The following is a 25,696-nucleotide window of genomic DNA, read 5'->3' as shown; positions in this document are numbered from 1 at the left end:
TAAATAATCAATAGACAAAGCAATCTTTAAGATAAACGGTTGTATGTATAGACGAAGAAAAAGCACCCTAAAGGTGCTTTACTTTTTTCATGAGAAGCTTTCAATCTTGTTGGGGTAGATTCTCTGTATGAGCTTCCATCCTTCCTTGTTCTTGTTTAGCTTCCTCAACTCAATGAACTCCTGGTTTGAATCCATCATGAAGCATCGATCCCCTATGCGGCGCTCAATGTAATACTGTTGAACTCCATCACGAAGATAAACAGATGGTCGCACCTTGTTCATAGGATCAAACTCATTCAATAGTGTTTGCTTTATTTGGTCATATTGCTTCATGTGGCCTTTTTTTATGTTTATGGTTAGGTCTTACTCTTCGTTGATGATCACGATTTGTCTGTAGCCAGTCAGATGAGAGTTTCTTATGTATTCTTCATCAATGCATGTCTTTAAAAGGTTTCCTACATCATCCTTTGATGTATGGTCATAGTCATCGTGAGGGAAGTCTATGAAGTCAGCAATCTGCTTCAGATTGGCGTCACGGTCTTTAAGGTCTATGGTGAGGACTCTTAAGCCGGGTGAGTGCGAATCGACTTCTTCAACCTCTTGGTCCCACTGCTTTTCGGTGAACTCAATTTGGCCATCCTCAATCAATGATTCAAGCATCTCTTGAGCTTGTTCTAAGTCATCAGCACGGATTTCTACTACTTCAGAGACTGAGACTGTTGTTGTGGTTGCTACTAAATGGAAGGTTTTCATTTTTATCTTTCTTGTTATTGTCCTTTTATAGTAGCAAGCCATTTTAAATATTCAATAGATTAGCCAAAATTTGAGATGAACGGTCCGATGTGAAGACGAAAAAATAGCACCCTGCGGTGCTATTGGTATGGAGTGGCAATCACGCCAAATAGATAAGAACTTCTTTATCTTTACGTTCGTAGTGTGCAGAAGTGAAGCTAGAGATTCTCTTGTCAATGAATCTTTGAATGTCGCACATGCTGCGCTCATAGACATAGTAGTGTGTTCCATCAACGCATCTCTCAACGAGGTTTCCGAAAAGATCGGATAAGTCACTCATGGAGCCGTTTTCAAGTCTCATGTACTTGTTAATGATCATAGAGAAATCCTCTTGAGGAATCACTTTGTGGCTACCGGTTTTGTCGTATCTGTATTCATAGATTACTGGTCTATCAAAATTAATGTTCATGGCTTTTCTCTTTCTTATTGTTTATTGAATGTCTCAACTCTGTCTGCATAGATTCTTTTCAGGAGAATCCAGCCTTGCTTGCGTTCATCAAGTTTTCTTAACTCAATGAAGTTTTCTTTGCTGTCAAACATGTAGCGTTTGCTTCCTACTTGTCTCTCGATGTAGTAGCACTGAAAGCCACCTTTTTTCAGGATGTAAGGCTGAACGACATTCTTGGAGTCCTGCATGTTCATTAACTGTGCTTTGATTTGTTCAAATGTTTTCATTGTTTCTTTCTTGTTGTTGTACTTATATATTAGCAAGCCATTTTAAATAATCAATAGACAGGACATAACTATCAGATAAACGGTCCTGTTCATGGACGAAAAAAAGGCACCCTGATTGGTGCCTTTTTTAAATCTCACTGTTGAATGAAAGACTCAAGTCTGATGTCCTCTTTTTCTTTATCAGTGAACATCGAATCTGTTGCATTCCTGCTCAATCGTGTTGTTGTTCTGTCAAGTATGTATCTATGAACCCAAGAGCGCGTGTTTTTCAGAAGGGTTACTAACTGATCTTCTGTCATAGTTCCTGGTGAAAAGAAGGCTGAAAGATAGCTATTAGTGAAACTCAAAGCTACTGCATCCTCAATGCTTCTTTTGCTTCCAACTATAAAACGATAGGCTTGGTGGTCATCCTCATCACCTTCAATCAAGCCAAGGCTAAACTGCTTGTTTGCCTCATAGCGATTTATTCTTAGTTGTGGCTCAGCATCTCTAAGTTGCGAAAGCCCTTCTTTTCCAAAGATGATTCTCGCGTAGCCCTCATCGTATAAAACAGATTCAACTTGAATAGTTTTGGCAAGCTTGAGATTTCTAAGGAATCTACGGACAATAATATCAATGTCTTCAGATATGGTGCGTCCACCATTCTTTAGTTGAATATTTCCAGTAATAACATCGCATGCATAGTTGACAGCTTCAACACTCAGCTCGACCTTACTCTTCGCAGCACGGTGAAACTTGATGTTCTCAAAATCTCTTGGAGAGACATTATTGCAGTCGCCCACATAACCTGAGATGACGGCTTGATTGCCTGATTTGTCTATGACTGTGAATATCTTGGTACTTTGTAAAATGGTATAGCTCATATTTTTCTTTCTTGTTGTTGTACTTATATATTAGCAAGCCATTTTAAATATTCAATAGACAAGACATGACTATCAGATAAGCGGTCCGTTTATATGTGGAGTGGTTTGCGGTAGCTCGTGCACTGTGTGAAAGGTGCTCTTCAGAGCCGGTAGAGGGCAACAATGCAGGCACAAAAAAAGCACCCGTAGGTGCTTGGCTGGTGTTTTGGGTGCCTCAGGGCTTGATGTCGACCGTGGGCTTGGGGATGTCATCCAGTGCGAGAGCGCCTTGTCTGAGCTTCTCCAGTCTGGCTATGCAGTCCTTCATCTCCTTGGATGGCTCGCCCTTGGCCTTCTCCTCGGTGATCCGCGCTTGGTAGAAGTCCGCAAGAGCTTTGGGTGTCAGTCCTGGTGGTGCTGTGAGGTTGCACATAGAGAGCCTTTCGTGTTGGCTTCACTCTAGCAGTGCGAATCGCCTCATTTGGCTCACTGGCGCCGTTCTGGCACGTAATAAACGGCCCCTCAAGGGGTCTGCTCAGTCTCAAGAAGGATCGGCTTGTTGGGCTTGTTAGCTTGCTTCAGGAAGGCAGCGGCCATGGCCTTCTTCACCTCCGCATCGTTCATCACAGCATCAAGAGTCTCATGGGGGATTCGTGAAGGTGCTTTGGCTACCTCAGAGACAAGAACCTGCACCATCCTGTGTGGTGTCACATCATCCTTGAGTTTGAACGCATCCTGAAGTGTGAAAACAAGCATTGGTGACATCAAGATCATCATCAGTTCAACATCTGCAAACCTTCGTTGCTGAAACCTATCCAGAAAATCTGAAATCAAATATTTTAAAGCTCTTGGCCTCTGCTTCTTGAAATTGAACTGCGCCTTGCTTTCAGGGAAGAAGTCAAAATTGCTGTTCATGACTCACTCCCTCAAAAATTCTATTAGAGCCTTATATTTTGGATTGTTGCCATGCTCTTGTTCGTAGACGACAAGCACCGCATTTGGAAGGGTGACAGATGCGCCCAATATTTTAGCCATCACAAGTTCTTTAAGATCGTTGGGAAGTGCGCTTTGTGAATTCAGGATTAAAAATTGTTGCCTCATAGACTCTTTCTTATAGTTATGGCTCGTGAGCTGAGCAACTCCATTATTCAGTAGCAGTTGTTGTTGTCCCACGTGTCGTCACGAAGATTTTCGTTAAAGTAAAAAGCTGCGGACTTTTCTTGGGGTTCGTTTAGAAGAACTAGGTGAGTCATTGGCTTGACGTTTATCAGGTTAATTTGATTGGCTATCGTCTCAACTTGCTGTCTTAGTATCGGGCTCTTTATAAATTGTGTTCTCCTGTTCATGATGAATTCCTTTGTTTCATGTTTGGGTAGTGTTGTGCTTTGATGTCCTGGTGAAGAGTGCCTTCAGCCATCTTCTTGTCATTGTTCATAAGTGACTTGGTGGTTCTGACGATTGGTAGTGAAGAAAGGATTCCATCGACTCCGATTCTGTGACCTTTAAAAGTTATCTGTTTCAAGACTGAATTTCCATCTGAACTATCAACAATGACTCTTCCTTGCTCATATAAAGCTTGCATTGAAAGGGTAACGTCTCGATCTCCAAAGCTGTCAACCAAATTCTTTTGCCAATCATCATTTACTACACTGGTAACACACGAGTATTCGCCCTTTGGTGTATCAATGATTAGAAATGGCTGCTTTGCCACTTCATGAAGATTTTGCAAAAAGTGCTTGAAAGATAGGTTTTCGACTTGCTTATTGCGAAAGTATTCACTTGCTGAATTGATGTGGCACTTCACTAAGCTAGCAAACCTTGCCGTGGAGTTTGCGTCGTCGTCTAAAGCAACCTCTGCAAAGAATGCATTTGTAGAGGTAATTGCTTCAGCTTCTGTAGATGGCTCTGCCTTGAATGCAGAGTAGTGTTTGAGTTCTGAATAAATTTCTTTGAATGTTCTCATAGTGTTCCTCTTAGTAGCCCATAAGTACAAGTTGAAGAACTGCCAAGATGCCAATGCCATGAATCCATAGTTGCATTGTGATGTTGTCGTTTTCTGCTTTGGTTGGTTTGTATTTCATAATGATTTCCTTGTTGTTATGTATTTATATTAGCAAAGCATTTTAAATAATCAATAGACAAAGCAAATCTTTAAGATAAACGGTTTGTTTAGTGCGGGAGAGGTTTATATGAATCTTCGGCCTAAGGTTTAACTATTGGCGGTGGCTCGTGCACTTGTGAGAGGTGCTCTTTAGAGCGGGAAAGGGGAAACCAAGCGGGCATGAAAAAGCACCCGTAGGTGCTTGGCTGGTAAACTGCTTGCATAGGAGCTGGAATGAGCAAATCACTTCAAGAAATCATCAAGCAGCAGCAAGCTCGTGAAGATATGTTGTCCAAGTATGCTGGAGCTTCAAGCATTACTGACACACTTGCCAAGATGAACAAAGATTCATTGAGTGGAATCCTTGCACATCAAAAAAGCATGAGTGCTGTGGAGAACTTCGGCAAGATGTTTGAAAAGGAGAGGCTTGCAGCATCACAAATTGCCAAGTTTGCAACTCCTGTCTTGCCTTCTTATATTGGCGATGCCATCAAACTCTCAAAATCGCTGTCTGAGAATAGTGCACTGAGTCAGATGAAATCGATCATTGCTTCTGATGCGATGCACCATCTCAAGATTGGTGAAACAATCAAGAGCTTTGAAGTTGGAAGTGCCTTCAAGAGCTTGGCGATCGGAAGTGCCATTGAACGATTGGTGCCGAAGATTCCACCATTGTTTGCTTCTGAAATTTTGGCACTTGAACAGTTCAAAAGTCTTGGAAGTGTGATTCGCTCTGCTGATGTTTTCGGTGAGCTGCATTCCAAGGCTTTGAGATCCAGCCTAGGCGACTGGCGGGGCACCATCGTTGTCCCTACCCTTGCACAAAGCCTCTACGTTACCCAAGGTTTCGACAGCGGTTTGACAGAGCTTCCAAATGAGGAGTTCTTTGGTGTCGTCTCTGAGGCTGGACTGACACATCCATCTACAGACATTGAGCTTTTTGGGCCTGTGGTTGTTGATGTCGGTGATGAGGAGCTGAATCAAGAGGAGCTGAATGCCAAATGCTATGCACGCATCTACAGGCTTGAAAATCGCCTGAGGACATTCATTGATGAAGCAATGACGGCAAGGTTTGGCACTGGCTGGTTCAAGCAGCTACCCGCTGATGTCAAAGAGAACCTAAATGAGGTTCAGGCAAAGAAGAGGAAAGCTGGAGAGGACAGGACCTTGATTGAATGCACTGACTTCAGCCACTACACCAAGATTATTTTCAAGGGTGATCTCTGGAGGGATGTCTTCTCTCCCCTGTTTGGGACACGGCGAAAAGAGGATGTGCAGGAATCCTTGAATCGGCTCAAGCCCATCCGTGACACTGCCATGCACAGCAACCCAGTAAGCCATGAGGATTGGGTGATGCTTCACTTTGAGACTGGCCGGCTGCTCAAGGTGATTGCCAAGCTGCACTGACCGCACTCAACCGAATACAAGAATACCAAATGGCATTGTTGACACCATCTCTTGAGAAAGCAAGATCGTACAAGCAGGCTCCTACGCCAGGTGAGCTTCACTTGTTAGAGTTCTTGTCCACACATTTCGGTGATGAAGTAGAGGTGTACTTCCAGCCATGTTTTAACGGTGATCGTCCTGACATTGTTGTAATGGGGAAGACTGTTGGCGTAATTGTTATTGAGGTTAAGGATTGGAATCTTCAGAACTACACCATTGATGATAAAAATAGATGGATTCTGAAGCTAAACAGGAGCAAGGTCAGGTCACCGTTTGCTCAGGTCTACAAGTACAAACAGAATTTCTTTGAAATTCATGTCAATGGACTCCTTGAGAAAAGCCTGAGGAATGAAGATTTCTACGGTCTTATCAAAACCTATGTGTACTTTCATGGAGCATCCAAGAATGAGGTCAACTCCCTATATCAGGGACACTTGGATAAGTTGTATGAGTCTGCAACCAAGAATGAGCAGGATCTGAAGTCCAAGGCAATAGACTTTGACACCTACGAATCGCGTCGCACCTGGATTGAAGACAAGAAGTACAAGTTTGAGCGGGATTTGAATTTTGCGCTTTACGGCGAAAGGCTTAAAAAGATTTCATTTCCTTTGACGAAGAAAGATGTTCTTTTTGAAGAAAGTGTGTACTTGGAGTTTCAGAGACTTCTTGCGCCACCTTTCCATTATGCGAATGATGGTAAGCCTATCCAATATTCCGACAAGCAATCTTCACTAATAAAAAGTGTCGATGGTGGACGGCTTAAGATCTGTGGATTGGCGGGCTCTGGTAAAACTGTCGTTCTGGCCGGCAGAGCGGTAGATTCCCATAAGCGACATAAGGGTCGCGTTCTCATACTGACCTTCAACATCACGCTTTGCCGCTACATTCATGACAAAGTAAGTGCGGTACGTGAAGACTTTGCCTGGTCAGAGTTTGACTTCAACAACTACCATCGTTTCATGACAATGGCTCTGAACAATTCGGAGATTGATGTAGTTGTTCCAAAAGAACTTACCTATGACGGTAAAGACAAGCAGGTTGCTCGCAGGATTGCGGAAGACCGAGACAAGTATTTTGAAGATGCTTACTACAGCAATGAGAGCGTCTTTGATGGGCATGACATCAAAACTAAGTACCACACCATCCTTGTTGACGAAATTCAAGACTACAAACCCGAGTGGATAAAAATTATCAGAGCTAACTTCCTTGAAGACGGCGGCGAGATGATCTTATTTGGTGATGAAAAGCAAAATATTTATGGTCGTGCCTTGGACGGGGAGCGGCGCTCCAAACTAGTAGAAGGTTTTGGTCGTTGGAACAAGCTGACCAAAAGCTTCAGATACAAAGAAAGCAGTCCAATCATTCCATTGGTGAGCGAGTTCCAGAAGGAATTCCTGCTTAAGACCTATGAGCTGGATAATGATGAATCTTTTCAACTTAGCCTCACTGCCGTAGGCATCCATGCGTACGGTATCTTTGAGTATGGCTTGATTGAGAATCTAGCTTCGCAAATCATCCAACTAGCAAAATCCAACAAAATTCACCCGAATGACATTTCTATCATCTCATCTCAGGAGCATTTACTCCAAAGGCTAGATCATCAAATTAGAACATCTGAGCATCATCGTGAGCGTACTTTGAGTACCTTTCCCGCGCTGGAGGTAACTGACCACCCGAAGTATTCCAAGAGATACAGCCAGATCAGTGCTTCTAAGAAGTACGGCTTCAACTTGAACAGTGGAGTCATGAAGCTAAGTTCAACACATAGCTTCAAGGGCTATGAATCTCCATTCGTCTTTCTCATAGTTAATGAGGGTGACAGCCCTGAAATAGTGTTCACTGGCCTAACACGGGCTAAAGAAAACATAGTCGTGTACATGCAGAAGGATTGCGAGTTCTTAGATTTTTTCAACAGGCACCTGGCCGGTGTTCAAACGTTGTTGGCATCCTGAGGCTACAGGTCGCTCATGCGGTGTGATGACCTGGTGAAGCTGTCCTCGATCCAGTGGTATTCCCAGATGGTGATGTCCTGAGGCCTGAGCGCGTTGCCGATCTGGATGTTCGCCTTGAGGATGGCTTCGGCTTGCTTCAGGAAGGCTGTGAGGTCGTCTGACTGGACGGTGAGCAACAGGTAGCGGTAAAGCCTGTCTCGGGACTCGTGGACGTTCTCTGGTGAGATGTCTATGCCGTAGATGGATGACAGGCACTTGAGGGCGTAGGTTGTGCTGTCGCCTGTGCTGTAGCTCAGCTTGCGCTTGAGAATCTCAATAAGGAAGTTGCCTGTTCCGCAGGTTGGCTCCAGCCATGTGCTCAACGGGTCTTGTAGCTTGTCCTGTGGGATGAGATCCAGCATCTTGCTCACGATGTGTGGAGGGGTGAACACTTCGCCCAAGCTCTTGACTCGCTCCCTGCTTCTGATGAGGTCAGACATTGGCGAAGAACTCCTGCTTCACCCAGTCAGCAGCTTCCTTCAAAGCGATGTCCATGGCTGTTCCTGGCCGTGCCGTAGGCATGTAGGCGGTCAGTTCCTTGGATAGCTTGCCGTTCGGTGCGAAGCTGACTGTGTGGCATGGAGTCCTGAGGCTGTTCAGTTCGTAAAGCTCAAGTGTGGCCGTGTTCTTCCTGCCCAATTTCACCTTCAAGGTGTAGCTCATACCAATGATGTAGCGGTAGCTCGGGTTCGGTGCGGTCATCAACTCTCTGATTGCTGGCTGGTTGTACAAGTCGTAGACCTGGTAGCCAGTGATCTCAGCAATAAGCTTCACGGTAGTTGGCTTGCCTGATTTTCTGATAGAGGCAATGGCTAAAGATATTTTTTTATCCTTTTCTTGTTTTTGTTCTTTGGTGTAGTTCATATTTTTGACTTTCTTGTTGTTATGGGCTTTTCGCTAAGGCTAGACTGAAGTACTGACTCAAATTCAATAGCCTTCATCATTTCTAAAACATCAACACCCTCAAACAAAACTATCCTTCTTTGCTCGGGGCTAAGAGCAGTGATGACTCTAATGATCTGGTTGGCAGACTCTTGAAAGAAGTTGGAGTGCCATGCCTTGGAATCTTTTGAAATGTTAGAAGTGTCCGACATTCCTTCATACCTGTCATGATTTAATACATTGGATGAAATCCCGAATACAAGCTGACTAGGTGCATAGTCAATCCGATTAAGTGCGACTTGAAGAGAGCTTGGTTTAAGTGTTTGGTTCATGTTGTCTCCGTTATTTTGTTTAATCACTTGCCGTCAAAAGCCATGACTACATCTGCCTTCTTGAGTGCATTAATAAGATGCTCTTGTAAGTGGGATGCACGATAGTCGTGAACGTAGTTAATTTCGTTGTCGTACTTCTTGATCTTCAACTGCGAGATGAAAGAACCAAGTATGTATAGTTCTTCATGCGAGTTAGACTGAAGATATGCATCAAAGACTTTTGAAAACTCTGCACCTGGAACAAGTCTGTAGAACTCGTTGTCTGAGTTGATTGAAATCATTACTGGTTTATCAAAGAACATAATCATGCTGCTACTCCCATGTTGATGTCGTTGACTAACTTCATGGCGAACTTCTGAGCTGTAGCGGTCTTTTCTCCTTGGCACAAGAAACTGACTTTCTTGTTGTTCTTGAAGTAGATGTTCAAGATGCCCATGCCTTCATCGCTCAAGACTTGCACCACGTAGTGAGCTTCGCTCTTGATTGTTAAGGTGTAATCGGTTTGGGCTGACAAAGCTTGTTTTATCGAATCTTTGCTAAGGTTTAAATCTTTGAGGTTCATGGAATACTTTCTTGTTGTTATGTATTCATATTAGCAAAGCATTTTAAATAATCAATAGACAAGCGATTTTTTAAGATGAACGGTTAAAGTCATGGATGGGTTTCACTTTTTCTAAGGAAGAGTCTTTCCCTGATAGGGGATGTGCTTCGCATGGACGTAAAAAAAGCACCTCGTGGGTGCCTTGTTCATCTGCTTATCGTGTGGACTAAGCTATCCGTTCACCTTTTGCTTCGGTTACTTGCTCCTGCATGAGTTCAAGGTTATGTTTGTCAAAGATTTCCTCAAGCTCTAATCTGTATTCTTGAACGGCCCACTTATAGATTTCATCCTGTTCAGTAACTAGCATTTGCTGAGCCATGCGGGCCACTTCGTGTACATCAGCATTTGAAAAATTTAGATTGCTTAATTTTAAAGAGCTGTAGAGCATCGTGAAGAAATCATAATTCTCCATCGTGCATGTAGATTCCGAATCTCTAAGGAGCTTGTGTGCTTCCTCAGCATAAATTTCGGTTTCTTGATGAACAAAGTCCCAGTCCTTTTCTTCATTGTCATAAAAAATATCGCTGCGGTCTTTTATGTAGTTCAAATAGAAAACAACCGCCAAATCAAAAAGTGTGTTTTTCAATAATTCATCTGTTTCTTCATTCCTTGTGTTTAACATATTAATCTCCTTTTAAGTTCATTATTATATAATGAATGGATATATTAATCAATTGTTATATTGAGGTTTGCTGAATAAGAGCTTTAAAATTTTGGAATAGTGAATAGTGGCGAAGCTCGTGCTCTGTGAGAAGACTGCTCTTTAGAGCCGAAAAGGGCAACCAATCGGACGAACAGTCTGTTAGCTCCAGTTTCCTACTCTTCCTACTCTTTCCTACTCTCGAACAAAATAAGAGTAGGAAGAAAATGTTCATTAAAAACAATGACTTAGAAGATTTTTTTGCCGTTTCCTACTCTTCCTACTCTTTTTAGTAAAAGTAGATTTTGATTTGTGCTTTTCTCCAGCACTCAGTGAATATTCGATTCGAGAGTAGGAAGGGTATTTGGGGTATTTTCCGCAACAAAGTCTATATAAATCAATGACTTAAGTTTCCTACGCTGTTTTTTCGAAAGAGTAGGAAGGTCTTTGTTTCCTACCCTTCCTACTCTCGAAACTGAAATTAAAGAGTAGGAAGAGTAGGAAGAATATTGAAAAGGTGTTCTATCGAAATGTCCAGACGAAAAAAAGAGACCCGTAGGTCTCTTCGTCTGCTCGTTCATCATCAATTCTTTTTGCTTGCCTCAAACTTCGCTTGATCCCACATGTTCACTGTCTTGACTTCAGGTTTTGTGGAAGCGGCATTGTAGTCTTCCACCTTATGCTCATAGTTGAAGAAAACCATCTTAGGATGAACTTCAAAAACATTTTTGGCGAATCGTTCCATCGCTTCTTTGGTTGAGCTGAATTTGTAGTGGTACTCGCTTTTACCGTTCACTTTGCTCATCCAGTTGGTTCGCCAGTTTGGAGAGTCGCTTTCAAAATCCAAAATTTTAGAAATCGTCTTTCCAAGATCATCCTGTGAGGGGATGAAGGTTTTTTTGGTCATGTTGCACCACTCGGTGAAGTCAGCGTGAAGAAGATTTCTGTTGAAGCGGTGCTCAAGTCCAATCACCTTCAGTGTTTCCTTGGATACACCAACTTCACCCTTGAGAAGTTCGTACAGGAATCTTGCACTTGTGCTCAGTCCACGAATTTGCATGTCAACGCGGGCTTGTGTCTTCGGGAACACTCGTGGATTGAAATGGCTGATGTCTCTGTTAGACAGGAACTCAAAGATAGCTTCACGGCCACCATGCTCTACCCAGTCATTGAACAAGGCGAAGAACTGACCTGGTTGAGTTTGTCCTTTGTATCTTGGGGAGCAATCCAACACGAAGTAGCGGCGATCACCTTCGCCCACTGGGACAACCCAGTCTTCATTGGAGGCTACGAACAGACGGCAGTAGCTGTCCACGTAGATTTCGTCCTTGCCCTTGGCATTGATACTCATGGTTGGCTCTGAAATCATCGCCTTGAGCCTGCCTTCTGCTTGCTTGTCACCACCCCACACCGCTTCATCCGCGAAGACGATGAAGGCATCCATCAGGTGGCCTGAGAAGTTCCCCACCAAGCTCTGCGTGGAAGACAGGTGCTTGTAGTTGTCCGTAAAGCTGCCTAGGAGCTTCATCAGACTGCCCTTGCCGATTCCTTGCGGGCCTTTCATGACAATGGCGACTTCAGGTTTTTCTTGTGGCTTCTGCACCATGTGGGCAAGGTAGTCATAGAGGTAGTCCATGCATGCCTTGTCGTCACTGCACAGTGCAGCAATCAGTTCCTCAAACAGGACAATGTTTCCAGCTTTGCTCAGGACTTTCCAGCCCTTCCAAAGATTCAGGAATTTGTCAGAGCCGTTGTTTGGCGCAAACTCCACACCCTCATAACGTTTTACCCATGGGTCATTGACAAACTCTTTGGTGACAAACACTTTTCTTGTTCGCTCAACACCCTTGCTATCTTCATATTTAATGTTGTGATTGAACTGTCCATTATAAGAATGGAAATCGCCTAGCTTTTGAAACTGAAGTCCATTCTTGGAATCTTTCCACTGCACATAGGTTGTGCCAGAGTAGTTGATGATTGCGAACTTGGCTCTGAAATCGTTCAAGTCCTTCCTAAGAGCTTTGACATCTTCGGGCAAGTCTCTATCGGTAATGGCATCTTGGTATTCCTTTTGCCATCCAAACATCTCAATCAGTTCTTCTGGTGTCTGGCTTTCTTGTTCTGGAAACTGATCTTCAAAGGTCGTATCCCAATCAACTCTTTGAGGTGTTGGCAACGGTTTCCCATCAACGTCATCTAAATACCCATCAACAAATGGATCGAAACCATTGACATCTTCATTTTTATCTGTATTATTCATTTATATATTCCTTATATTTGCCTCGTCCGTCAAGATTTGGGCATTAACTCACAAAAAGCATCTGTTATCAGCAGGTGCTTTTTTTATGCTATCTCTAAGATTTGGTTAAGTCTCTTTTCCAAATCTTTGCGAAAAACTGCCTGCACATTGAGGCCTTTGCTTCGTGCAAGCTCTAACTTTTCAAACAAGCCATCGTTCAATAACAGTTGCCATGGCTTGTCGAACTTTTGATCAAGTGGTTTCTTTGCTCTAGTTTTTTTCATTTCATCTCCTCCTATTAAATAATTCTAATAACTTTATTCTTAAAAGTCAACAATATTAATGACTTTTAATGAAATATAAGTAATTGAAGATGATATTGTGGTTTGACATTCACAAAATGATGATCTATTGTATGAATGTCTCATGTCAGTTTCCGCGTGAGATGTTTGCTTCTTGTTGTGAAGTGAGAAACCCTCAGATTAATTTCTGAGGGTTTTTCTATTTCTGGCTTAGATCAATGTGATGCTTTGAAAAGCTGTTTGCATATTCATCAGCACTTTCGCTGTGTGATAAAGGTAGAGTCCTATCACATAGGTCATCGTATTGAGAACTGATTCTTGACCAAAGATGAACCATAAAAGGGCTGTGCTTCCTAAGCTGGCTGCAAACAAGTCCTGGTTGTTAGCAAGCTTGTCCTGGTGAGCTTCGGTTTGATCGTTGCTTACTTTGCTGAAGCTGTCAGCGAACTTCATCCCTCCAAGCTTGATGACTTGCCACACATACCAGCACACATAAATCATGTTGAAGTTTGGCAGGACTGCAAGAATAGTCTTGAATGATCGTAGTTTGACTCTTGTTAATGTATTCATATTGTAATTCCTCTTATATTAGTGTAGGGAAGTTTTCTAAAATATCAATCCCGTTACCATGTGGAAGCGTAAAGATTCGAAAATCATCATCTTGAGTCGACTCTTTTCCTGCGGTTGATCAATAATTTATTCATCAACACAGAAAGGTTATATATGTCAGCTCAAAAGTTCTCAGATGATGTGGTCAAGGAGTTGGAGGAAATGAAGAAGCTCGGAATCAAGGTAAGCAAGAAAGCCATTGAGAGAGCAAAGAACTTGAAAGAGATGGCTGAGCTTGAAAACATGGGCGTCTCTGAATGTGCTGACTTGATGATCAACTTGTCCTAAAACACACTACATATATAAAGAGCCACCTTCGGGTGGCTTTTCTTCGTCCAAAAACATCCTCTTATTTTTGACAATTCGTATTTCATCTCTAATATAAGGAGACAACAACAACAAGAAGAGAGTCAATCATGTATGGAATTATTTTATTTATCTTGGCACTTATGCCAAGTTTTGCAGAAGCTGCAAATATGTTTGAGCCTGTCCCTGCGGACAAGGCTATGAAACTGTTAGCCGCGATGTTCGGCAATCTGGGTGTCTTCGGCGCCAGTAGCTCAGATGCTTTCTCAGGCGTCATCACTGCTTTCAATGCTGCGGCTCTGACCATCGGTGGACTGCTGGTTGCATACACCATAGTCACGGGAACACTTGGAACTGCTCACGATGGCGAGATGCTCGGGAAGAAGTACTCCTCAATCTGGGTGCCCATCAGAACGGCTGTTGCCACGGCGCTCATCCTTCCCGTGATGACAGGTGGCTACTGTGTCATGCAGGCCATCGTGGGCTGGCTCATCGTCCAAGGGATCGGCTTGGCTGACAACGTGTGGTCCAGCTACATGAGTGCGGCGAACATCACCAAAGTGGTCACTGTCGGTATGGAGAAACCTGCGGTGTCCAACCTGGCTTGGAACACCTTCGGCTCACTGACTTGCATGAGGGGCTACGAGAAGCTCTACAACGAATCAAGGGCGACAAGTCCTGTGTGGCCTGAGATCACTTGGGGCACCACCACTACAGCTACACCTGGTGGAACCATCATCGAGTTCGGTGCGAAGACGGAATCAACTGGCTTCTTCAAGAACTCATGCGGCAGTGTCACGATTGATAGACAAGACCCACTTCCAGCGGGCAACCCCATGAGCGAGTTTTCCTTGATGGGAGATCTGTCCAGCCTCAACGGTGACTTGAGCGCGGCTGATGCTAAGCATGTGGCTGCGGTGAATGCCTTGATCTCAGCGGTCGACAACACGGCTCGTAGCTTCGTGGGCAACACAGGCTTTGATGTCACATCAGAAATCAATGTGGCTGCTGCTACCTATGAGGCGGCAACCAAGGACGCGGCCGCCGGCGTCGTCGCCAAACTCGGTGACTTCGGACAGTTGGAAAAATCGGCTTCCAAAGATGGCTTCTTGCTGGCTGGCGCATGGTTCATGAGGTTGAGCTACCTGTCGGAAGTGGCTCAGAAAGCCATCGCAAAGGTGCCTACTGCTTCCGGTGCCTCAGGCTCGGTGAACAGCGTTTTTAAAGACCAGTTCCAAGGCAAATATTTGAAGCCATTGATGGAGTTGAGAGCAAGAGGTGACAACCAGTTCGGTATCGCCAACAGTGAAGACCAATCCAGCTCAGCGATGGATGGCGGCTCTGGTGTCTGGGACTGGATCAAGTCTGGCTTTAGCTTGGACAAGTTGGTGAAGAAGGTCTTCAAGGCCGACGCCATCACTGCGGCAAGCTCTGATGAGCATCCTGTTATGGCGATGAAACGAGTGGGCAACTGGGCTGGAATCGTTGGCGGTGCCATGTTCTTGAAGTACGGCGCGGCTCTTACTGCGGCAGGTAATCTTCAAGGTGCTGGTACAAGTTTGGCGATTGCCACATTGCCCGTTGCAATGATTGTGTTCCCTGCCCTCATGGCAATCAGCTTCATGCTGAGCTTCGTCCTGCCAATGCTTCCATTCCTGATGTGGATCGGTGTTTGTCTCGGATGGGTGGTGCTGTGTGTGGAAGCTCTGATTGCAGCTCCTATTTGGGCGGTCATGCACTTGACGGCCAACGGCGACGATATGACTGGCTCTGGTTCGCAAGGCTACAGACTGGTGCTGAGCTTGACCCTTCGCCCTGTGCTTATGGTGTTTGGACTGATCGCGGCACTCACAATAATCACAATATTTGGTCAACTCATCAACATGGTGTTTTTTGATGTCTTCATCTTGAGCCAGCAAGACTCCAGTATCTTTATCTGGATTGTTGGCCTACTCGCTGCACCTCTTATATATGCTGGCGTAATGTGGACAGTTATAAAGAAGTCCATGGATGCCATCCATATTATTCCCGACCAAATCTTGAACTGGTTCGGTGGTGCGGGACAGCAGCTTGGTCACTACGGCGAATCTTTGGGTGGTCAAAATTCTGGAAGCTATGCGGCAGTCGGTGCAATTGCTGTGCAAGCTGGTAGAGGATTGGACGCTAAAAGGCAGGGTGTTGACATGCAACAGCAAATTGGTCAGCGCCAGGCTGCATTGGCTGGAAATGAACAGGCGAAACAAGCGGCCATCTCAGGGGTCAAGAGCGATCTTGATGACAAGCTAGGCTCCGGTGGTTCTTCAATCGTCCAGAAAGCAATGTCTGAGGGTGGCAAACAAGCTGACTTCAACTCATTAGAAGCTCAACAAATCGGCTCGAAAATGGATAGTGGTATCCAAGCTTTGGGCGGTAAAGAATCTTCTGCTGGTGTGAAGTTCAATGAAGGCATGAATGCCGACATGGATCAGGGCATGCACTTTGACCAAGCATTCTCCAAGAACTTGAAGAGTGGCATGGATGAACAGTACGGCTCTGGTGCTGGTGCATTCCTGGATAAAGCCAGTCAGGGCAAGCTTCAAGGCTCTGAGTTCACCAAGGGTGTTGAGCAACTCAATGAGATTTCAAGTCACTATGCAAGCAAGGGTTTGAGTGGTGCTGATGTCTCTGAGAAGACTTCCAAGCTTCTGAGTGTTGCTGATAAGAACTACACCAATTCCACCAAATCAATTGCGAAAGGTGGAGAAAAAAATCTCAATCATTATGTAGACAAGGCAATTGGTTTTGCTCAAAAATCTACAATGAAAGACTCAAAATGATGATATATTGATTGCTTATATATCGCATTTATTATATAATACCTCTATTAATTGGAGGTATTATCATGTACAAAAAGGCGGTGGAAAGCACAACATTTTCAGCAGTTGGATATAACGCGGAAAAGCAAGTTCTTGAAGTTCAGTTCAAGAATGGTCGCATCTATCAATATGTCAAAGTAGCTTATGAAGTCTATGTGGATTTCATGGCTTCCCCATCAAAGGGGAAATTCTTGCATAGCTCCATCTTGGGTGTCTATCCACACATCAGGATTGCATAAAAAAAGCACCCGAAGGTGCTTAGATTTTTGGCCCTCGTTCTGCACGAGATGGCTTGACTGCATGTTTAGCATTTAACTTTGCATGTAGGTCACGGGCATTGATATATTTTTCAAGTGTATCAGCAGGATTTTCACTGTCGCCTACGATGTCCTGAATTGCTTGTGATGCATGCCTGATAGCATGTGGATGAATCTTGATCGCTTTCAGAACTGTTTGGTCATTTGCTTTGTCTGCTTCTGTTCCATGCACTAAAGCCCATCCATAGGTCTTAAGAGCGAGATGGAAAAGTTCAGAGTCTTTCTGAAGTTCCTTTGAGGCATCGCTTAGGGTTGAGCCAGCTTTCTCCACGGCACGCAAAACAATGGCTTTGTCGGCTTTATTAGCCGTTGATGTGTAGGCTATTGAGTGTGGGTACGACTTAATAGCTGCCAAGGTCACATTTCTGTTTTCACGCAGTTTTTCAGGAAGTATTTGAAACAATTGACCTGAGTGCCTCATTAACTTGCATGCAAATTCTTCTGTTTGAAGTGCTTCGCTTAGTCGTTTAACCTCTTGGGGATGATTCTTGATTGCAGCAAAGGCCACTTCTGGTTCATCTTGATAACTTACAAATCCTTTAGTCCAGAATTTTGCTCCATTGTTCAATGCTTGAATTGCCTCTTCTTTATTTTGGTATTGAATTGCCATGATTTGTTTCTTTAATGTGTTGATAATATCATACCATTTCATTTTCAAATATCAATAGACAATTCATGTCTTTAAGACAAACGGCATTAGTTACCGACAATAAAAAAAGCACCCGAAGGTGCTTAGATTGTTAGGCTCTGAAGAGTCTCTGCATTAAGAGTGTGTTGAAGTCTCGTCGTTGGTCACAAACGATGTGGATGTAAACCGTATCATCAATCACCTCATAGATTATCTTGTTCATCTTCGTGAGGACTTGGCGATACTTCTTGACATTCAACTCTTGAAGCTCAAAAGGAATCTTGCCGGTGATGGTTCCATTGCCTACAGCAAAAACAATGGTCTTGATTTCTTGGTAGCCTGTTGCCCAAACATCTTTGCCAAACTTCTTGACAACATAGGATTTCAACTCCTTGATGTCGTCTTCAGCAGATTGAAGAAAAACAACATTCATGCTTCATCCCTGTCCAAGTCGGCAAACACTTCGCTGGCTGGGCGAAACTTACCTTGTTGAATCTCGTTCTCTCCTAGTGCCAAAATCTTCAGGAGGGCAAGGGTCTGTTGACTGGCTTCAAAGGTGCCAACATCCATCACCACCAGCTTTGCTTCCCCGTTCTGTGTAATCACCATTGGCTCACGGCTCTCAGTGATGTCCTTGACGATTTCGGCGGCATGGCTCTTGAGGTAGCTGATGGGTTTGACTTGGGTAGAGAACTTCATGGCATGTCCTTAGTGAGTGGACTGATTATAGACCGAATTTGGTCCTGTGCCAAGTTGTTTAATTATTCAGCTTCCCAACACCACGAAAATGCACCAATGGGATAGAGCTTCTTGCCATCAATGATGACTGCACTGAAAGTGTCAAATTCACCTTCAGGATAATCTTCGGTTCGGTAGATGAAGCTATCTGATTTTTCATCATAGATAAGCTTGTCATCGAACTGCGAGAAATCATTTGCAACCTGCTGTGCCACTTCCAATGTGAAGTAAGGGCATTCCCATCCATTCCAATATTGGCCTTGTGAGAATCCCATGTACTTGCACTCTTCAATGCCAAACTTCTTTTCAATCATAACTTTCTCCTTTCATAGATTATAAAAAGGATAGATGATTGCGTCGAACGATAAACGTCAAAAGCTAAAGATCATTTGCGTCTATTTGCGTATTCATATAGCGAAGCATTGCCAAACAGGGTTGTTGGGACGAAAAAAAAGACTCCCGTGGGAGTCTTATACAAATCAAGGAGAGGATGGCTTCAACGAAACATCTGACCCAGCTTAAAGGCCAACCCATACAATGGTGACTTCTTGGGTGCAACAGGAATTGGTGCCAAATACTTTTGGTTCAAAAGCTTTGTTTGTGCACTGAAAGTAGTGTCCCATGAATTGACACCGGCTTGATTCTGGGTGAATGAACTACCCAAACCAAGCTCGTTATTGAATGTGCCAGACATATTGCGGTCATTGTTCATGGGAACTCCTTTCTCTCGTTGTACAGCGCAGACAGGCCCGCGTCAAGTCAGAACAGCACAGTCTCATAGTCGCTGCGGATCTGCTCGTTCTGTTCCAGCACGGCATAGAGGACGGCCAGAGAGGCAGTGACAAGCTCGGTGTCACGACCTGGTGAAGAGTTGGGCGGGTGCTTCCCCCCATGGAACAGGTTGTTCCTCACTCGCTGGAGGCTCTCCAGCGCCTTTGCCCTGTCTGTTGCTCCCTGTAGTGCCACATCCTTCCACTTGAGGTTCGGTGCCTGTACTTGCGGTGGATAGGCAAGCAAGTAGCCCAAGCTCACGGCAAGAGGACTGTCCTGAGCCACCTCAAGAGTGAACTCCCGTGCGAATCGCTTCCAGTCTGGGGATGCTCGTCCCTCCCCTTTCACAAAGCCTGCTTCTTTCAAGGCAAATTCAAACCTTGAGAACACTGCAAAGAATTCACAGGCAAGGTCTTTTGGGACACTGATGAAAGTGAACGGATCAGGAAGCATATTCAAAGATTTTAAATCTCGTCTTTTAGCTTTGAATGGTCAGCGACAGCTTCGGCTATCTTGTCATCAACATCTCGCTTGTTCACATCGTCGTACCAATAGACAACACCATCACTGAATTCAATGCGAAGCTCTTTTTCTCGCGGCATGTAGCTCGTCGTTATTTTTGCCATGTTGCACCCTTTTTCTTTTATTAGTAGCGTGCTTCATCGGGATGTCAAATTTAAAGCGTGCCTTCAGCAATATATTTGAACGGAAATGCTCCATTGATGGCAGCTTTGATTTTGTACTTTCCACCACCATGCATTTCGCAGAAGAACAAATCCTTGCCCTGACCTTTGAGCATGAAGCTTTTGTATCCCGGCTCCATCACTGGTGCACCATCGCCTGAAATCAGCGATTCTGAATAATTAACGGCCTTGGCAGTCACCTGCTTGCACTGGGCGAATTCATTGGTTGCACCTTGAACAACTGCCTTGTTGGCAGCAACGAACCCAGCTTCCTTCAAGACAACCACATAACTTTCAATGCGACCTGGTTGAAACTCAAGTTCAGCTTGTCCAAACGGAGCCGTGACGACTTGAGGTTTCTTCTGGGCAATGGCTGTGAGAAGTCCTGCTGGAGGTGTCTGCCCTACTGACTTGAAGAACTTGGCGGTTGCACTCTGGAGCTTGGCAAAAGCAAGTTCTTTCTCAGCCGGGTTGTTGATGTTGATCTTGATGCGGATTTCATTCGCACGGTCAAAAGCTGTGGAGCGGATGTAGTAGGCAATGTTTGGCTCCATGCCTCCCCCTCTGGAGGTGCCGAATGACACAAGCTGGCTCATGCATGTCCATTCGCTCGGATCTGCCTTGCTCGGCTTCCATCCAGCGGTAGGGATGCCCTCAGATTCAAGAGCCGTGCACAGCACCCTTGGGGACTTGAAAACACTGTCTTGAGCCATCACGGCAAGCGGGAAGAACAGGCACGATGCCAAGACTCGTTTCATCAAAGACCTTTAGAAATATTGAGGATGTCTGCTACGGGTCGGGCCTTGTAGGCATGAATCAAGATTCTCGCCGTTTCTGTTGCAAGTAGAAACAGTGGAACCTCCAGCTTGAAGCACTCGTTGACCATGAGCGGGTCGTTGTCGTGGGGGATGGACTGGATGATCTTGCCCCCGTATTTCAGGACACGGTCTATTCGCAATGTAGCGTCTGCTCGACTTGAGCAGAACACTGTTGGGCAGCACGATGCTGCCTGAACTCCCTGGGTGATCTCATCTTCAGCGCCGAGTGCGGATGGACTTCGTTGAAGTGCTCGAAGGCCGTGGCCATCTGCGCCATTACCGTCCTTGCATCGACCAGGTCCATGCGGCTGACGTAGTCGCGCTTGAAGGTGTTGACGAAGCTCTCGGCCATGCCATTGCTTTGCGGGCTGCACACGGGCGTGTTGACCGGCCGCAGGCCCAACTGCCTGGCGATCTGCCGCGTCTCGGCGGCAATGTAGGCACCGCCGTTGTCCGAGAGGAACTCCAGAGCGTGCCCCTTGGGAATGCCTTCTACATTGCCGAAGCGTTTTTCCACCGCCTCGATGAGCATCTCGCGCACCGGCTCGCCCGGCAGACCTTTGCCTTCCCAGGCCCGGTAGGCCAGGATCTCCCGATCGCAGCAGTCTTTCGTGAAGGTCGCCGTCACGGTCTGACCCGAGTCGCACCTGATCTCGAAGCCGTCCGAGCACCAGCGCACGTCGCTGTGCGCAACTGCCACTTTCCCTTCATGAGGCCGACTGGACTGGCGTCGTCGGGGTGCTTTGGGAAGCAGCAGTGCATGACCGGCCATCACGCGGTAGACCCGCTTGGCGTTGACTCGCGGCGCGCCGGCGTCGGCCCGCTGGCGGTTCACCAGCGCGCAGGCACGGCGGTAGCCGTAGGTCGGCAGCTCGGTGATCTGCGCCCTGATCTCGTCGAGTAGCACGGCATCATCAGCCCGCGCGGTACGGCAGGTCCGGGCGTCTATCCAGTCGTCGCTGCGTGCGCGCAGCCGCTGAACGTTCGAGCGCGCCAACCCCAGGGCCTCGCAGGCGGCCTTCACAGGCCATCCCCGTCCAGCCAGGGTGAGCGCGCAATCCACTTTTTTTCGGCGGCATAGCCCACGGCCTCCTTGAGGATCTCGTTCTCCAGCGTCTTCTTGCCCAGCACACGCTGGAGCTTGGCAATCTCGGCCCGGGCCGCGGCGAGCTCGGAGGCCGGCACCACGGCCTCGCCGGCGGACACCGCAGTCAACGCGCCTTGGCGCTCGAGCTTGCGCCACTGGAACAGCAGACTGGCCGACACACCCTCTTGGCGAGCAACGAGCGATACGCTCATGCCCGGCTCGTAGCTGCGTCGAACCAGCGCGGCCTTCTCTGCGAGGGACCAGCGCCTGCGGCGCTGGTCCCTCATGATCACCTCGACGGTGGTATCCGTATTCCTAGTCGTATTCACAGTCCTACTCCTATCCTGAAAGATAAGCGACAGACCGTGTCCTGTCATTCAAGGGGCCAGCTCATGGACACAGTAAGTGAAGGCGAAAATTTCCCTCATGCGGTCGATCTCCTTGAAGCCTACGGCGAGGAGCTGGCAGTTCATCGCCCGTAGCTCCTTGGTCATGCTCAACAGGCAGGAGATGGCTTCTCTTGTATCCTCATGGGTGTGTGCTAGTCCAAGCACATCCATCAACTCTCCTGACTTGAAGAAATGCTCACCATGAGCCGTGAGGTTGTGGGCAAGCTCCTTGTGAAGCCTGTGCAGGTTGATGGCTGTAACACCGTCAGGAGTGAGCTTGATGGGTCTGTGCATAGCTTTGTGGAAGACGTGAAAAAGCCCTCCGAAGAGGGCTTATGGATCTGCCTGTGGACAGATTACTTCTGCTTCACATCGGCTTCGGTCAGTTCGCCAAGTTGTTCCTTGGTTGGCTTCTTTTCCATCGCCTTAGCCAGCTTCCAAAGGAAGTTGCCCTTCGCTGCCTTATCGGTGGGGTTGGTCAGCCATTGGTCAACCGGCTTGCCCGCCTTGTAGGCTTCAAGGCAACCCTCATCCTTCAGGAACTTCGGTGGGTGAGCGAGCCATGCACCAGTGCCAGCAGCCGCGATGGACTTGATGGGCTTGCTGGTGTTCCGAACCTTTGCGGTGCCATCGCCTTCCGCCTTCTTACCCTTGCCACGGGTGCCGGTGGTTTTGGTGAAGTGGGGTGCAGCCACGAGCTTGATGGTGTCTTCGTCGTACAGCTTGTCCAGATCTGGAACCGGCGCGCCGTTGTCCTTGAGGTCGATCATGGTGATTTCATGCGACTTCATTTGCTCAACGAGAGCGGCGATGGTGGTCTTTCGTGCCTTCGTCGACTCGCCACGAAGCTTGCGCAACGACGAATATTCCTCTTCTTCCGCATCGCTAAGGTCATCACGATTGTGCAGATCGTCAAAACGTGCCTTGTTGAACTTGGTCGGTGCCTTGTTGTGAGTCGGTGCCTTGCTGGTGTCTTGAGTTGCAGTTGCCATGATGTTCTTCCTTAAAGGAGGGTTGTTGATTGAGTTTGCTTACTCAACAAACTCAATGAATGTTTGTTGATGTAGTGACTGTATGTCGTCATCAATGTAGCGTCAACAAGAAGATCAATCTTTTTTCATCTTTTTTCGTTCATCAATCATGCGCGTCTTTCTTACAACATAAAGCCGTCTGGATTTCATCCACTCCTCTTGATTTTGATGTTCTTTCTGCTAAATATATCTATAACAAGAAGGAAAACCATGACAAACAGAATAAGGGCAATGATTGCGGGATTGGTATTCATGCCGTTCCTGGTGAATGCTGGACAGGCAAATATCGTAGTGACTGCAAAAATCGTCTACAACTGCTCCATGCAAACAGTGGGAAGCGGTATTGAATTTTGTACAAACAATTCATCCATGCCAAGCAAACAGAAATTCGACTTTGAGAATTCGGCAGTTGTCCTTGTCAAAGATGGCTATATCACAGTAAATTATTGAGCGAGAAGAACCCAAAAGTATTGATTTTCTCAATATTTCTGCTAATTTGTCTAAAACAACAAAGGACAAATTATGATAATAAGAAAGTCAAAAGGCTTCACCCTCATAGAATTAATGATAACAGTTGCAATCGTCGGTATATTGGCCGCAATTGCCTTGCCTGCTTATCAAGACTACACAATCCGTGCACAAGTCAGTGAAGCTGTTCTTCTAGCATCTGGCACAAAGCCGAAGGTGGAAGAATGGTATGCCATCAAGGGTGCTCTACCTTCAGACAGCTTTGAAGCTGATGTAGCTTGCCACAACACAAGGTGCGGCAATTATGTGGACTACATAGATATTCAAGCTGGCTCACCTGGTATGGTTTTCGCTCGTTTAGGTAACGATGTAAATATCAAGGTCAAAGGCTACTCTATTTTCATGAAAGCTCGTGTCACCTCTAATGGCAACCTGTCATGGGAGTGCATCGGAAATATGAATAAAAAATATTTGCCAGCTTCATGCACCCAAAACGACACACCACAGACGATGAGCTAAAGCACCGGTCCAGATTGTTGCTTGCGCTGTCGCGGTGTGAGTTTCGCTTCATCCTTGGGCTTCAGGTCAACTCCCATCTTGCCGTGTAGCTTCTCGCTTTCAATGGCATGGGTAAGTGTCTCTAAGTGGTCATTGCTGTTCCTGAGCAATGCTTGAATCCTGGGTGAGCAATTCGCTGAGATGAAGTCTTCGTTATCGGGCCAGCCCTCTGATGCTTCATAGCAGAGTTTGATTATTTCCAAGTCGTCTTTAAGTTCATGGCTTAATTTGGATAGGAACCAGTAGTTTTTCTGGAAGTAGTGCCGAGCAAATTCTCTGTTTGATGTGATTTCAATGGGCAAATGCTCCACATAGCTATCATAGTCAGGATCTTCATCTGGAAGTCCAAGCTCATCTAGTAGATACCGCTTTATATCCCCTAATGCTTCACGGATATCAGTATCATCTTTCTGCTCGCCTGATAAATAAGACCACACGATAGGATTTGAGGCTACAGAGCCACGAATAAAATCCACATCTTGGGCTATGCATTGATCAGCCTGTTTAAAGCATTCCGGCTTGTATTTGACTGCTTTGACAAGAAAGTCACCATTGCCGAGCAGGGCTGTTTCCAGTTCGGGTATTTCTGCTTTCCTAGTTAGTAGCTCAAGCATGATGTCTGGATCAGATTTCAGGCTTTCATCCATCTTTTCGTATATCTGATTTGAGTAAACGGCTCGCCTTGAATATCCCTCAAAAGGATCTCCCCCATCATCTCCAGATACAACCGTCCAAGCCTCCTGATAAATAAGAAGGATGGTGAGAATGAAGTCTCTGTTTGAATAGAGGCTCTGGCCTATGAACTTGATGCACTGAGCTTCTTTGGTGATGGCAACCAGCATGAATTGCTCATCGTTCTTAAGTTCTTCTGGAACAGTGAATTCCAGTAAGTAGTCCTGTGACTCAAGACTTCTAAGAGCTTCAATTTTAATTTTATTCATTATGTCTTTTGAGGATCGCCAGAAGCTACCCATTGGAAAGCTGAACTATCAGGATGTTGATGAATGACGGACAAGGCTTCATCGCCACCAGCTAACCACTTCGCCCAATCCTCAGGCTCAAGTACGAGTGGCGCACGGTCATGGGTGGTGCCTAGGAAGTCGTTTGGCTCGGTTGTGACCATCGTGAAGGTGTTGACCGGCTCACCTGTCTTGTTGTCTTTGGACACCTCATAGAGTCCTGCTGCGAGGAAGACATTGGTTGCCTTCATGGAGATGTCTACCCGCGTCTTCACGCCCTTCAGTACAGGCCACTCCCACCATGCAGACATGGGGATGAGGCAACGAGTCTCCTTGAAGGCTTTCCTGAAGGTAGGGAGCTTGTGCACGGTCGCACCCACGGCGTTGATGAGTTCCCGCTTGAGCCACTTGTCAGGCTTGGCAGGATCTGGCCATGTGCGATGGAAACCCCAGCGGCGCCGATCCACGAAGGTCTTGCCGTCCTCGTCCTGGCGGATGACTGGCTGGTAGGTGCGGGGGAAGACTTCCACACTGCCATCCCACAGCTCGGGCTCAGGGTCACGGATGCCAAGGCGAAGAAGATCCAGCTTCTCGTTAGCTATCCATAGAGGGTCAAGGCGGTATCGTCCACACATA

Annotated in this window: 37 protein-coding genes; 7 read left to right on the top strand and 30 right to left on the bottom strand. The window is 46.0% G+C overall.

What is annotated here, in order from left to right; all coding sequences use genetic code 11:
• Window positions 1–363 precede the first annotated feature (363 nt).
• From AC1MLT_RS16420 to AC1MLT_RS16385, 8 genes are all read right to left on the bottom strand, one after another.
• Window positions 364–753 carry a hypothetical protein gene (locus tag AC1MLT_RS16420; RefSeq protein ID WP_481033247.1) on the bottom strand — a complete coding sequence of 130 codons (390 nt, stop codon included), beginning with the start codon at window positions 751–753 and terminating at the stop codon, window positions 364–366.
• A 139-nt stretch (window positions 754–892) separates the two neighbouring features.
• A complete protein-coding gene (locus AC1MLT_RS16415; protein WP_481033246.1) occupies window positions 893–1,201 on the bottom strand; it encodes a hypothetical protein in 309 nt (102 codons plus the stop codon).
• Between the two features lie 14 nt (window positions 1,202–1,215).
• Window positions 1,216–1,467 (bottom strand): hypothetical protein, encoded by a 252-nt coding sequence (locus AC1MLT_RS16410; protein ID WP_481033245.1) that lies wholly within the window; start codon window positions 1,465–1,467, stop codon window positions 1,216–1,218.
• Window positions 1,468–1,601: 134 nt separating this feature from the next.
• Window positions 1,602–2,330 carry a hypothetical protein gene (locus AC1MLT_RS16405; RefSeq protein WP_481033244.1) on the bottom strand — a complete coding sequence of 243 codons (729 nt, stop codon included), beginning with the start codon at window positions 2,328–2,330 and terminating at the stop codon, window positions 1,602–1,604.
• Window positions 2,331–2,544: 214 nt separating this feature from the next.
• Entirely contained in the window at window positions 2,545–2,742 is a 198-nt protein-coding gene (locus AC1MLT_RS16400) for a hypothetical protein (RefSeq protein ID WP_481033243.1), read from the bottom strand.
• 89 nt (window positions 2,743–2,831) lie between these two features.
• Entirely contained in the window at window positions 2,832–3,224 is a 393-nt protein-coding gene (locus AC1MLT_RS16395) for a hypothetical protein (RefSeq protein WP_481033242.1), read from the bottom strand.
• A 3-nt stretch (window positions 3,225–3,227) separates the two neighbouring features.
• Window positions 3,228–3,482, bottom strand: a complete 255-nt coding sequence (locus AC1MLT_RS16390) for a hypothetical protein (RefSeq protein WP_481033241.1) — start codon at window positions 3,480–3,482, stop codon at window positions 3,228–3,230.
• Window positions 3,483–3,651: 169 nt separating this feature from the next.
• Window positions 3,652–4,272, bottom strand: a complete 621-nt coding sequence (locus tag AC1MLT_RS16385; protein ID WP_481033240.1) for a hypothetical protein — start codon at window positions 4,270–4,272, stop codon at window positions 3,652–3,654.
• 372 nt (window positions 4,273–4,644) lie between these two features.
• Here AC1MLT_RS16385 and AC1MLT_RS16380 point away from each other — a divergent pair, with 372 nt between their 5' ends.
• Both AC1MLT_RS16380 and AC1MLT_RS16375 read left to right on the top strand, forming a co-directional pair.
• Window positions 4,645–5,817, top strand: a complete 1,173-nt coding sequence (locus AC1MLT_RS16380; RefSeq protein WP_481033239.1) for a Swt1 family HEPN domain-containing protein — start codon at window positions 4,645–4,647, stop codon at window positions 5,815–5,817.
• A 29-nt stretch (window positions 5,818–5,846) separates the two neighbouring features.
• Window positions 5,847–7,808, top strand: coding sequence for a nuclease-related domain-containing DEAD/DEAH box helicase (locus AC1MLT_RS16375; RefSeq protein ID WP_481033238.1), 1,962 nt, complete (start codon window positions 5,847–5,849; stop codon window positions 7,806–7,808).
• 2 nt (window positions 7,809–7,810) lie between these two features.
• Here AC1MLT_RS16375 and AC1MLT_RS16370 read toward each other — a convergent pair whose 3' ends face one another.
• From AC1MLT_RS16370 to AC1MLT_RS16330, 9 genes are all read right to left on the bottom strand, one after another.
• The gene (locus AC1MLT_RS16370; protein WP_481033237.1) at window positions 7,811–8,287 is read right to left on the bottom strand and encodes an N-6 DNA methylase; all 477 of its coding nucleotides are present in this window, start codon (window positions 8,285–8,287) and stop codon (window positions 7,811–7,813) included.
• Window positions 8,280–8,711: a hypothetical protein gene (locus AC1MLT_RS16365; RefSeq protein ID WP_481033236.1), complete on the bottom strand. Its 432-nt coding sequence runs from the start codon at window positions 8,709–8,711 to the stop codon at window positions 8,280–8,282. The genes AC1MLT_RS16370 and AC1MLT_RS16365 overlap by 8 nt, the downstream gene beginning before the upstream one ends.
• Window positions 8,708–9,061: a hypothetical protein gene (locus tag AC1MLT_RS16360; protein ID WP_481033235.1), complete on the bottom strand. Its 354-nt coding sequence runs from the start codon at window positions 9,059–9,061 to the stop codon at window positions 8,708–8,710. The genes AC1MLT_RS16365 and AC1MLT_RS16360 overlap by 4 nt, the downstream gene beginning before the upstream one ends.
• Before the next feature lie 23 nt (window positions 9,062–9,084).
• Window positions 9,085–9,369 (bottom strand): hypothetical protein, encoded by a 285-nt coding sequence (locus AC1MLT_RS16355; RefSeq protein ID WP_481033234.1) that lies wholly within the window; start codon window positions 9,367–9,369, stop codon window positions 9,085–9,087.
• Window positions 9,366–9,623 (bottom strand): hypothetical protein, encoded by a 258-nt coding sequence (locus tag AC1MLT_RS16350; protein ID WP_481033233.1) that lies wholly within the window; start codon window positions 9,621–9,623, stop codon window positions 9,366–9,368. Before AC1MLT_RS16350 ends, AC1MLT_RS16355 begins: the two co-directional genes overlap by 4 nt.
• A 205-nt stretch (window positions 9,624–9,828) precedes the next feature.
• Window positions 9,829–10,284 carry a hypothetical protein gene (locus AC1MLT_RS16345; RefSeq protein ID WP_481033232.1) on the bottom strand — a complete coding sequence of 152 codons (456 nt, stop codon included), beginning with the start codon at window positions 10,282–10,284 and terminating at the stop codon, window positions 9,829–9,831.
• Window positions 10,285–10,885: 601 nt separating this feature from the next.
• Window positions 10,886–12,562 carry a primase-helicase family protein gene (locus tag AC1MLT_RS16340; RefSeq protein ID WP_481033231.1) on the bottom strand — a complete coding sequence of 559 codons (1,677 nt, stop codon included), beginning with the start codon at window positions 12,560–12,562 and terminating at the stop codon, window positions 10,886–10,888.
• Between the two features lie 83 nt (window positions 12,563–12,645).
• Window positions 12,646–12,825: a hypothetical protein gene (locus AC1MLT_RS16335; protein ID WP_481033230.1), complete on the bottom strand. Its 180-nt coding sequence runs from the start codon at window positions 12,823–12,825 to the stop codon at window positions 12,646–12,648.
• A 228-nt stretch (window positions 12,826–13,053) separates the two neighbouring features.
• Complete coding sequence (locus AC1MLT_RS16330; RefSeq protein ID WP_481033229.1) at window positions 13,054–13,413, bottom strand: hypothetical protein; 360 nt, start codon at window positions 13,411–13,413, stop codon at window positions 13,054–13,056.
• A 153-nt stretch (window positions 13,414–13,566) separates the two neighbouring features.
• Here AC1MLT_RS16330 and AC1MLT_RS16325 point away from each other — a divergent pair, with 153 nt between their 5' ends.
• The 3 genes from AC1MLT_RS16325 (at window position 13,567) to AC1MLT_RS16315 (ending at window position 16,852) form a co-directional block, all read left to right on the top strand.
• Window positions 13,567–13,740 (top strand): hypothetical protein, encoded by a 174-nt coding sequence (locus AC1MLT_RS16325; RefSeq protein ID WP_481033228.1) that lies wholly within the window; start codon window positions 13,567–13,569, stop codon window positions 13,738–13,740.
• A 128-nt stretch (window positions 13,741–13,868) separates the two neighbouring features.
• Complete coding sequence (locus AC1MLT_RS16320) at window positions 13,869–16,574, top strand: DotA/TraY family protein (protein WP_481033227.1); 2,706 nt, start codon at window positions 13,869–13,871, stop codon at window positions 16,572–16,574.
• Between the two features lie 65 nt (window positions 16,575–16,639).
• Window positions 16,640–16,852, top strand: a complete 213-nt coding sequence (locus tag AC1MLT_RS16315; protein WP_162588428.1) for a KTSC domain-containing protein — start codon at window positions 16,640–16,642, stop codon at window positions 16,850–16,852.
• Window positions 16,853–16,871: 19 nt separating this feature from the next.
• On the opposite strand, the gene AC1MLT_RS16310 is transcribed toward AC1MLT_RS16315, so the two are convergent.
• From AC1MLT_RS16310 to AC1MLT_RS16260, 11 genes are all read right to left on the bottom strand, one after another.
• Window positions 16,872–17,582: a DUF4116 domain-containing protein gene (locus tag AC1MLT_RS16310; protein ID WP_481033226.1), complete on the bottom strand. Its 711-nt coding sequence runs from the start codon at window positions 17,580–17,582 to the stop codon at window positions 16,872–16,874.
• Window positions 17,583–17,670: 88 nt separating this feature from the next.
• Window positions 17,671–17,991, bottom strand: a complete 321-nt coding sequence (locus AC1MLT_RS16305; protein ID WP_481033225.1) for a type II toxin-antitoxin system RelE/ParE family toxin — start codon at window positions 17,989–17,991, stop codon at window positions 17,671–17,673.
• Window positions 17,988–18,257, bottom strand: a complete 270-nt coding sequence (locus AC1MLT_RS16300) for a type II toxin-antitoxin system Phd/YefM family antitoxin (RefSeq protein WP_481033224.1) — start codon at window positions 18,255–18,257, stop codon at window positions 17,988–17,990. The genes AC1MLT_RS16305 and AC1MLT_RS16300 overlap by 4 nt, the downstream gene beginning before the upstream one ends.
• A gap of 62 nt (window positions 18,258–18,319) precedes the next feature.
• Window positions 18,320–18,610 (bottom strand): hypothetical protein, encoded by a 291-nt coding sequence (locus AC1MLT_RS16295; protein WP_481033223.1) that lies wholly within the window; start codon window positions 18,608–18,610, stop codon window positions 18,320–18,322.
• 182 nt (window positions 18,611–18,792) lie between these two features.
• Complete coding sequence (locus AC1MLT_RS16290; protein ID WP_481033222.1) at window positions 18,793–19,008, bottom strand: hypothetical protein; 216 nt, start codon at window positions 19,006–19,008, stop codon at window positions 18,793–18,795.
• A gap of 47 nt (window positions 19,009–19,055) precedes the next feature.
• Window positions 19,056–19,520: a hypothetical protein gene (locus tag AC1MLT_RS16285; protein ID WP_481033221.1), complete on the bottom strand. Its 465-nt coding sequence runs from the start codon at window positions 19,518–19,520 to the stop codon at window positions 19,056–19,058.
• Between the two features lie 11 nt (window positions 19,521–19,531).
• Window positions 19,532–19,693: a hypothetical protein gene (locus AC1MLT_RS16280; protein WP_481033220.1), complete on the bottom strand. Its 162-nt coding sequence runs from the start codon at window positions 19,691–19,693 to the stop codon at window positions 19,532–19,534.
• Between the two features lie 50 nt (window positions 19,694–19,743).
• On the bottom strand, window positions 19,744–20,508 hold the full coding sequence (locus tag AC1MLT_RS16275) for a DUF6030 family protein (RefSeq protein ID WP_481033219.1): 765 nt from the start codon (window positions 20,506–20,508) through the stop codon (window positions 19,744–19,746).
• A 190-nt stretch (window positions 20,509–20,698) separates the two neighbouring features.
• Window positions 20,699–21,942, bottom strand: a protein-coding gene (locus AC1MLT_RS16270) for an IS3 family transposase (RefSeq protein WP_481033218.1) whose coding sequence is annotated in 2 segments (ribosomal slippage) — window positions 20,699–21,645 and window positions 21,645–21,942 — 1,245 coding nt in all. Because the reading frame shifts where the segments join, the coding sequence is not laid out codon by codon here.
• Between the two features lie 90 nt (window positions 21,943–22,032).
• A complete protein-coding gene (locus AC1MLT_RS16265) occupies window positions 22,033–22,338 on the bottom strand; it encodes a hypothetical protein (protein WP_481033217.1) in 306 nt (101 codons plus the stop codon).
• 62 nt (window positions 22,339–22,400) lie between these two features.
• Window positions 22,401–23,036, bottom strand: a complete 636-nt coding sequence (locus tag AC1MLT_RS16260; protein WP_481033216.1) for a hypothetical protein — start codon at window positions 23,034–23,036, stop codon at window positions 22,401–22,403.
• 249 nt (window positions 23,037–23,285) lie between these two features.
• On the opposite strand from AC1MLT_RS16260, the gene AC1MLT_RS16255 reads away from it, so the two are divergent.
• Both AC1MLT_RS16255 and AC1MLT_RS16250 read left to right on the top strand, forming a co-directional pair.
• Window positions 23,286–23,525 (top strand): hypothetical protein, encoded by a 240-nt coding sequence (locus AC1MLT_RS16255; protein WP_481033215.1) that lies wholly within the window; start codon window positions 23,286–23,288, stop codon window positions 23,523–23,525.
• A 72-nt stretch (window positions 23,526–23,597) separates the two neighbouring features.
• Window positions 23,598–24,062, top strand: a complete 465-nt coding sequence (locus AC1MLT_RS16250; RefSeq protein WP_481033214.1) for a pilin — start codon at window positions 23,598–23,600, stop codon at window positions 24,060–24,062.
• Here AC1MLT_RS16250 and AC1MLT_RS16245 read toward each other — a convergent pair.
• Window positions 24,059–25,042: a hypothetical protein gene (locus tag AC1MLT_RS16245; RefSeq protein WP_481033213.1), complete on the bottom strand. Its 984-nt coding sequence runs from the start codon at window positions 25,040–25,042 to the stop codon at window positions 24,059–24,061. The genes AC1MLT_RS16250 and AC1MLT_RS16245 overlap by 4 nt on opposite strands.
• Window positions 25,042–25,695 (bottom strand): SOS response-associated peptidase, encoded by a 654-nt coding sequence (locus AC1MLT_RS16240; protein ID WP_481035056.1) that lies wholly within the window; start codon window positions 25,693–25,695, stop codon window positions 25,042–25,044. The genes AC1MLT_RS16245 and AC1MLT_RS16240 overlap by 1 nt, the downstream gene beginning before the upstream one ends.
• Between the last annotated feature and the right edge of the window lies 1 nt (window position 25,696).

This window comes from Variovorax sp. PEI5, from assembly GCF_056679935.1.
Note: the sequence above shows the minus strand (reverse complement) of the source record. Positions and strands in the feature narration are given on the sequence as shown.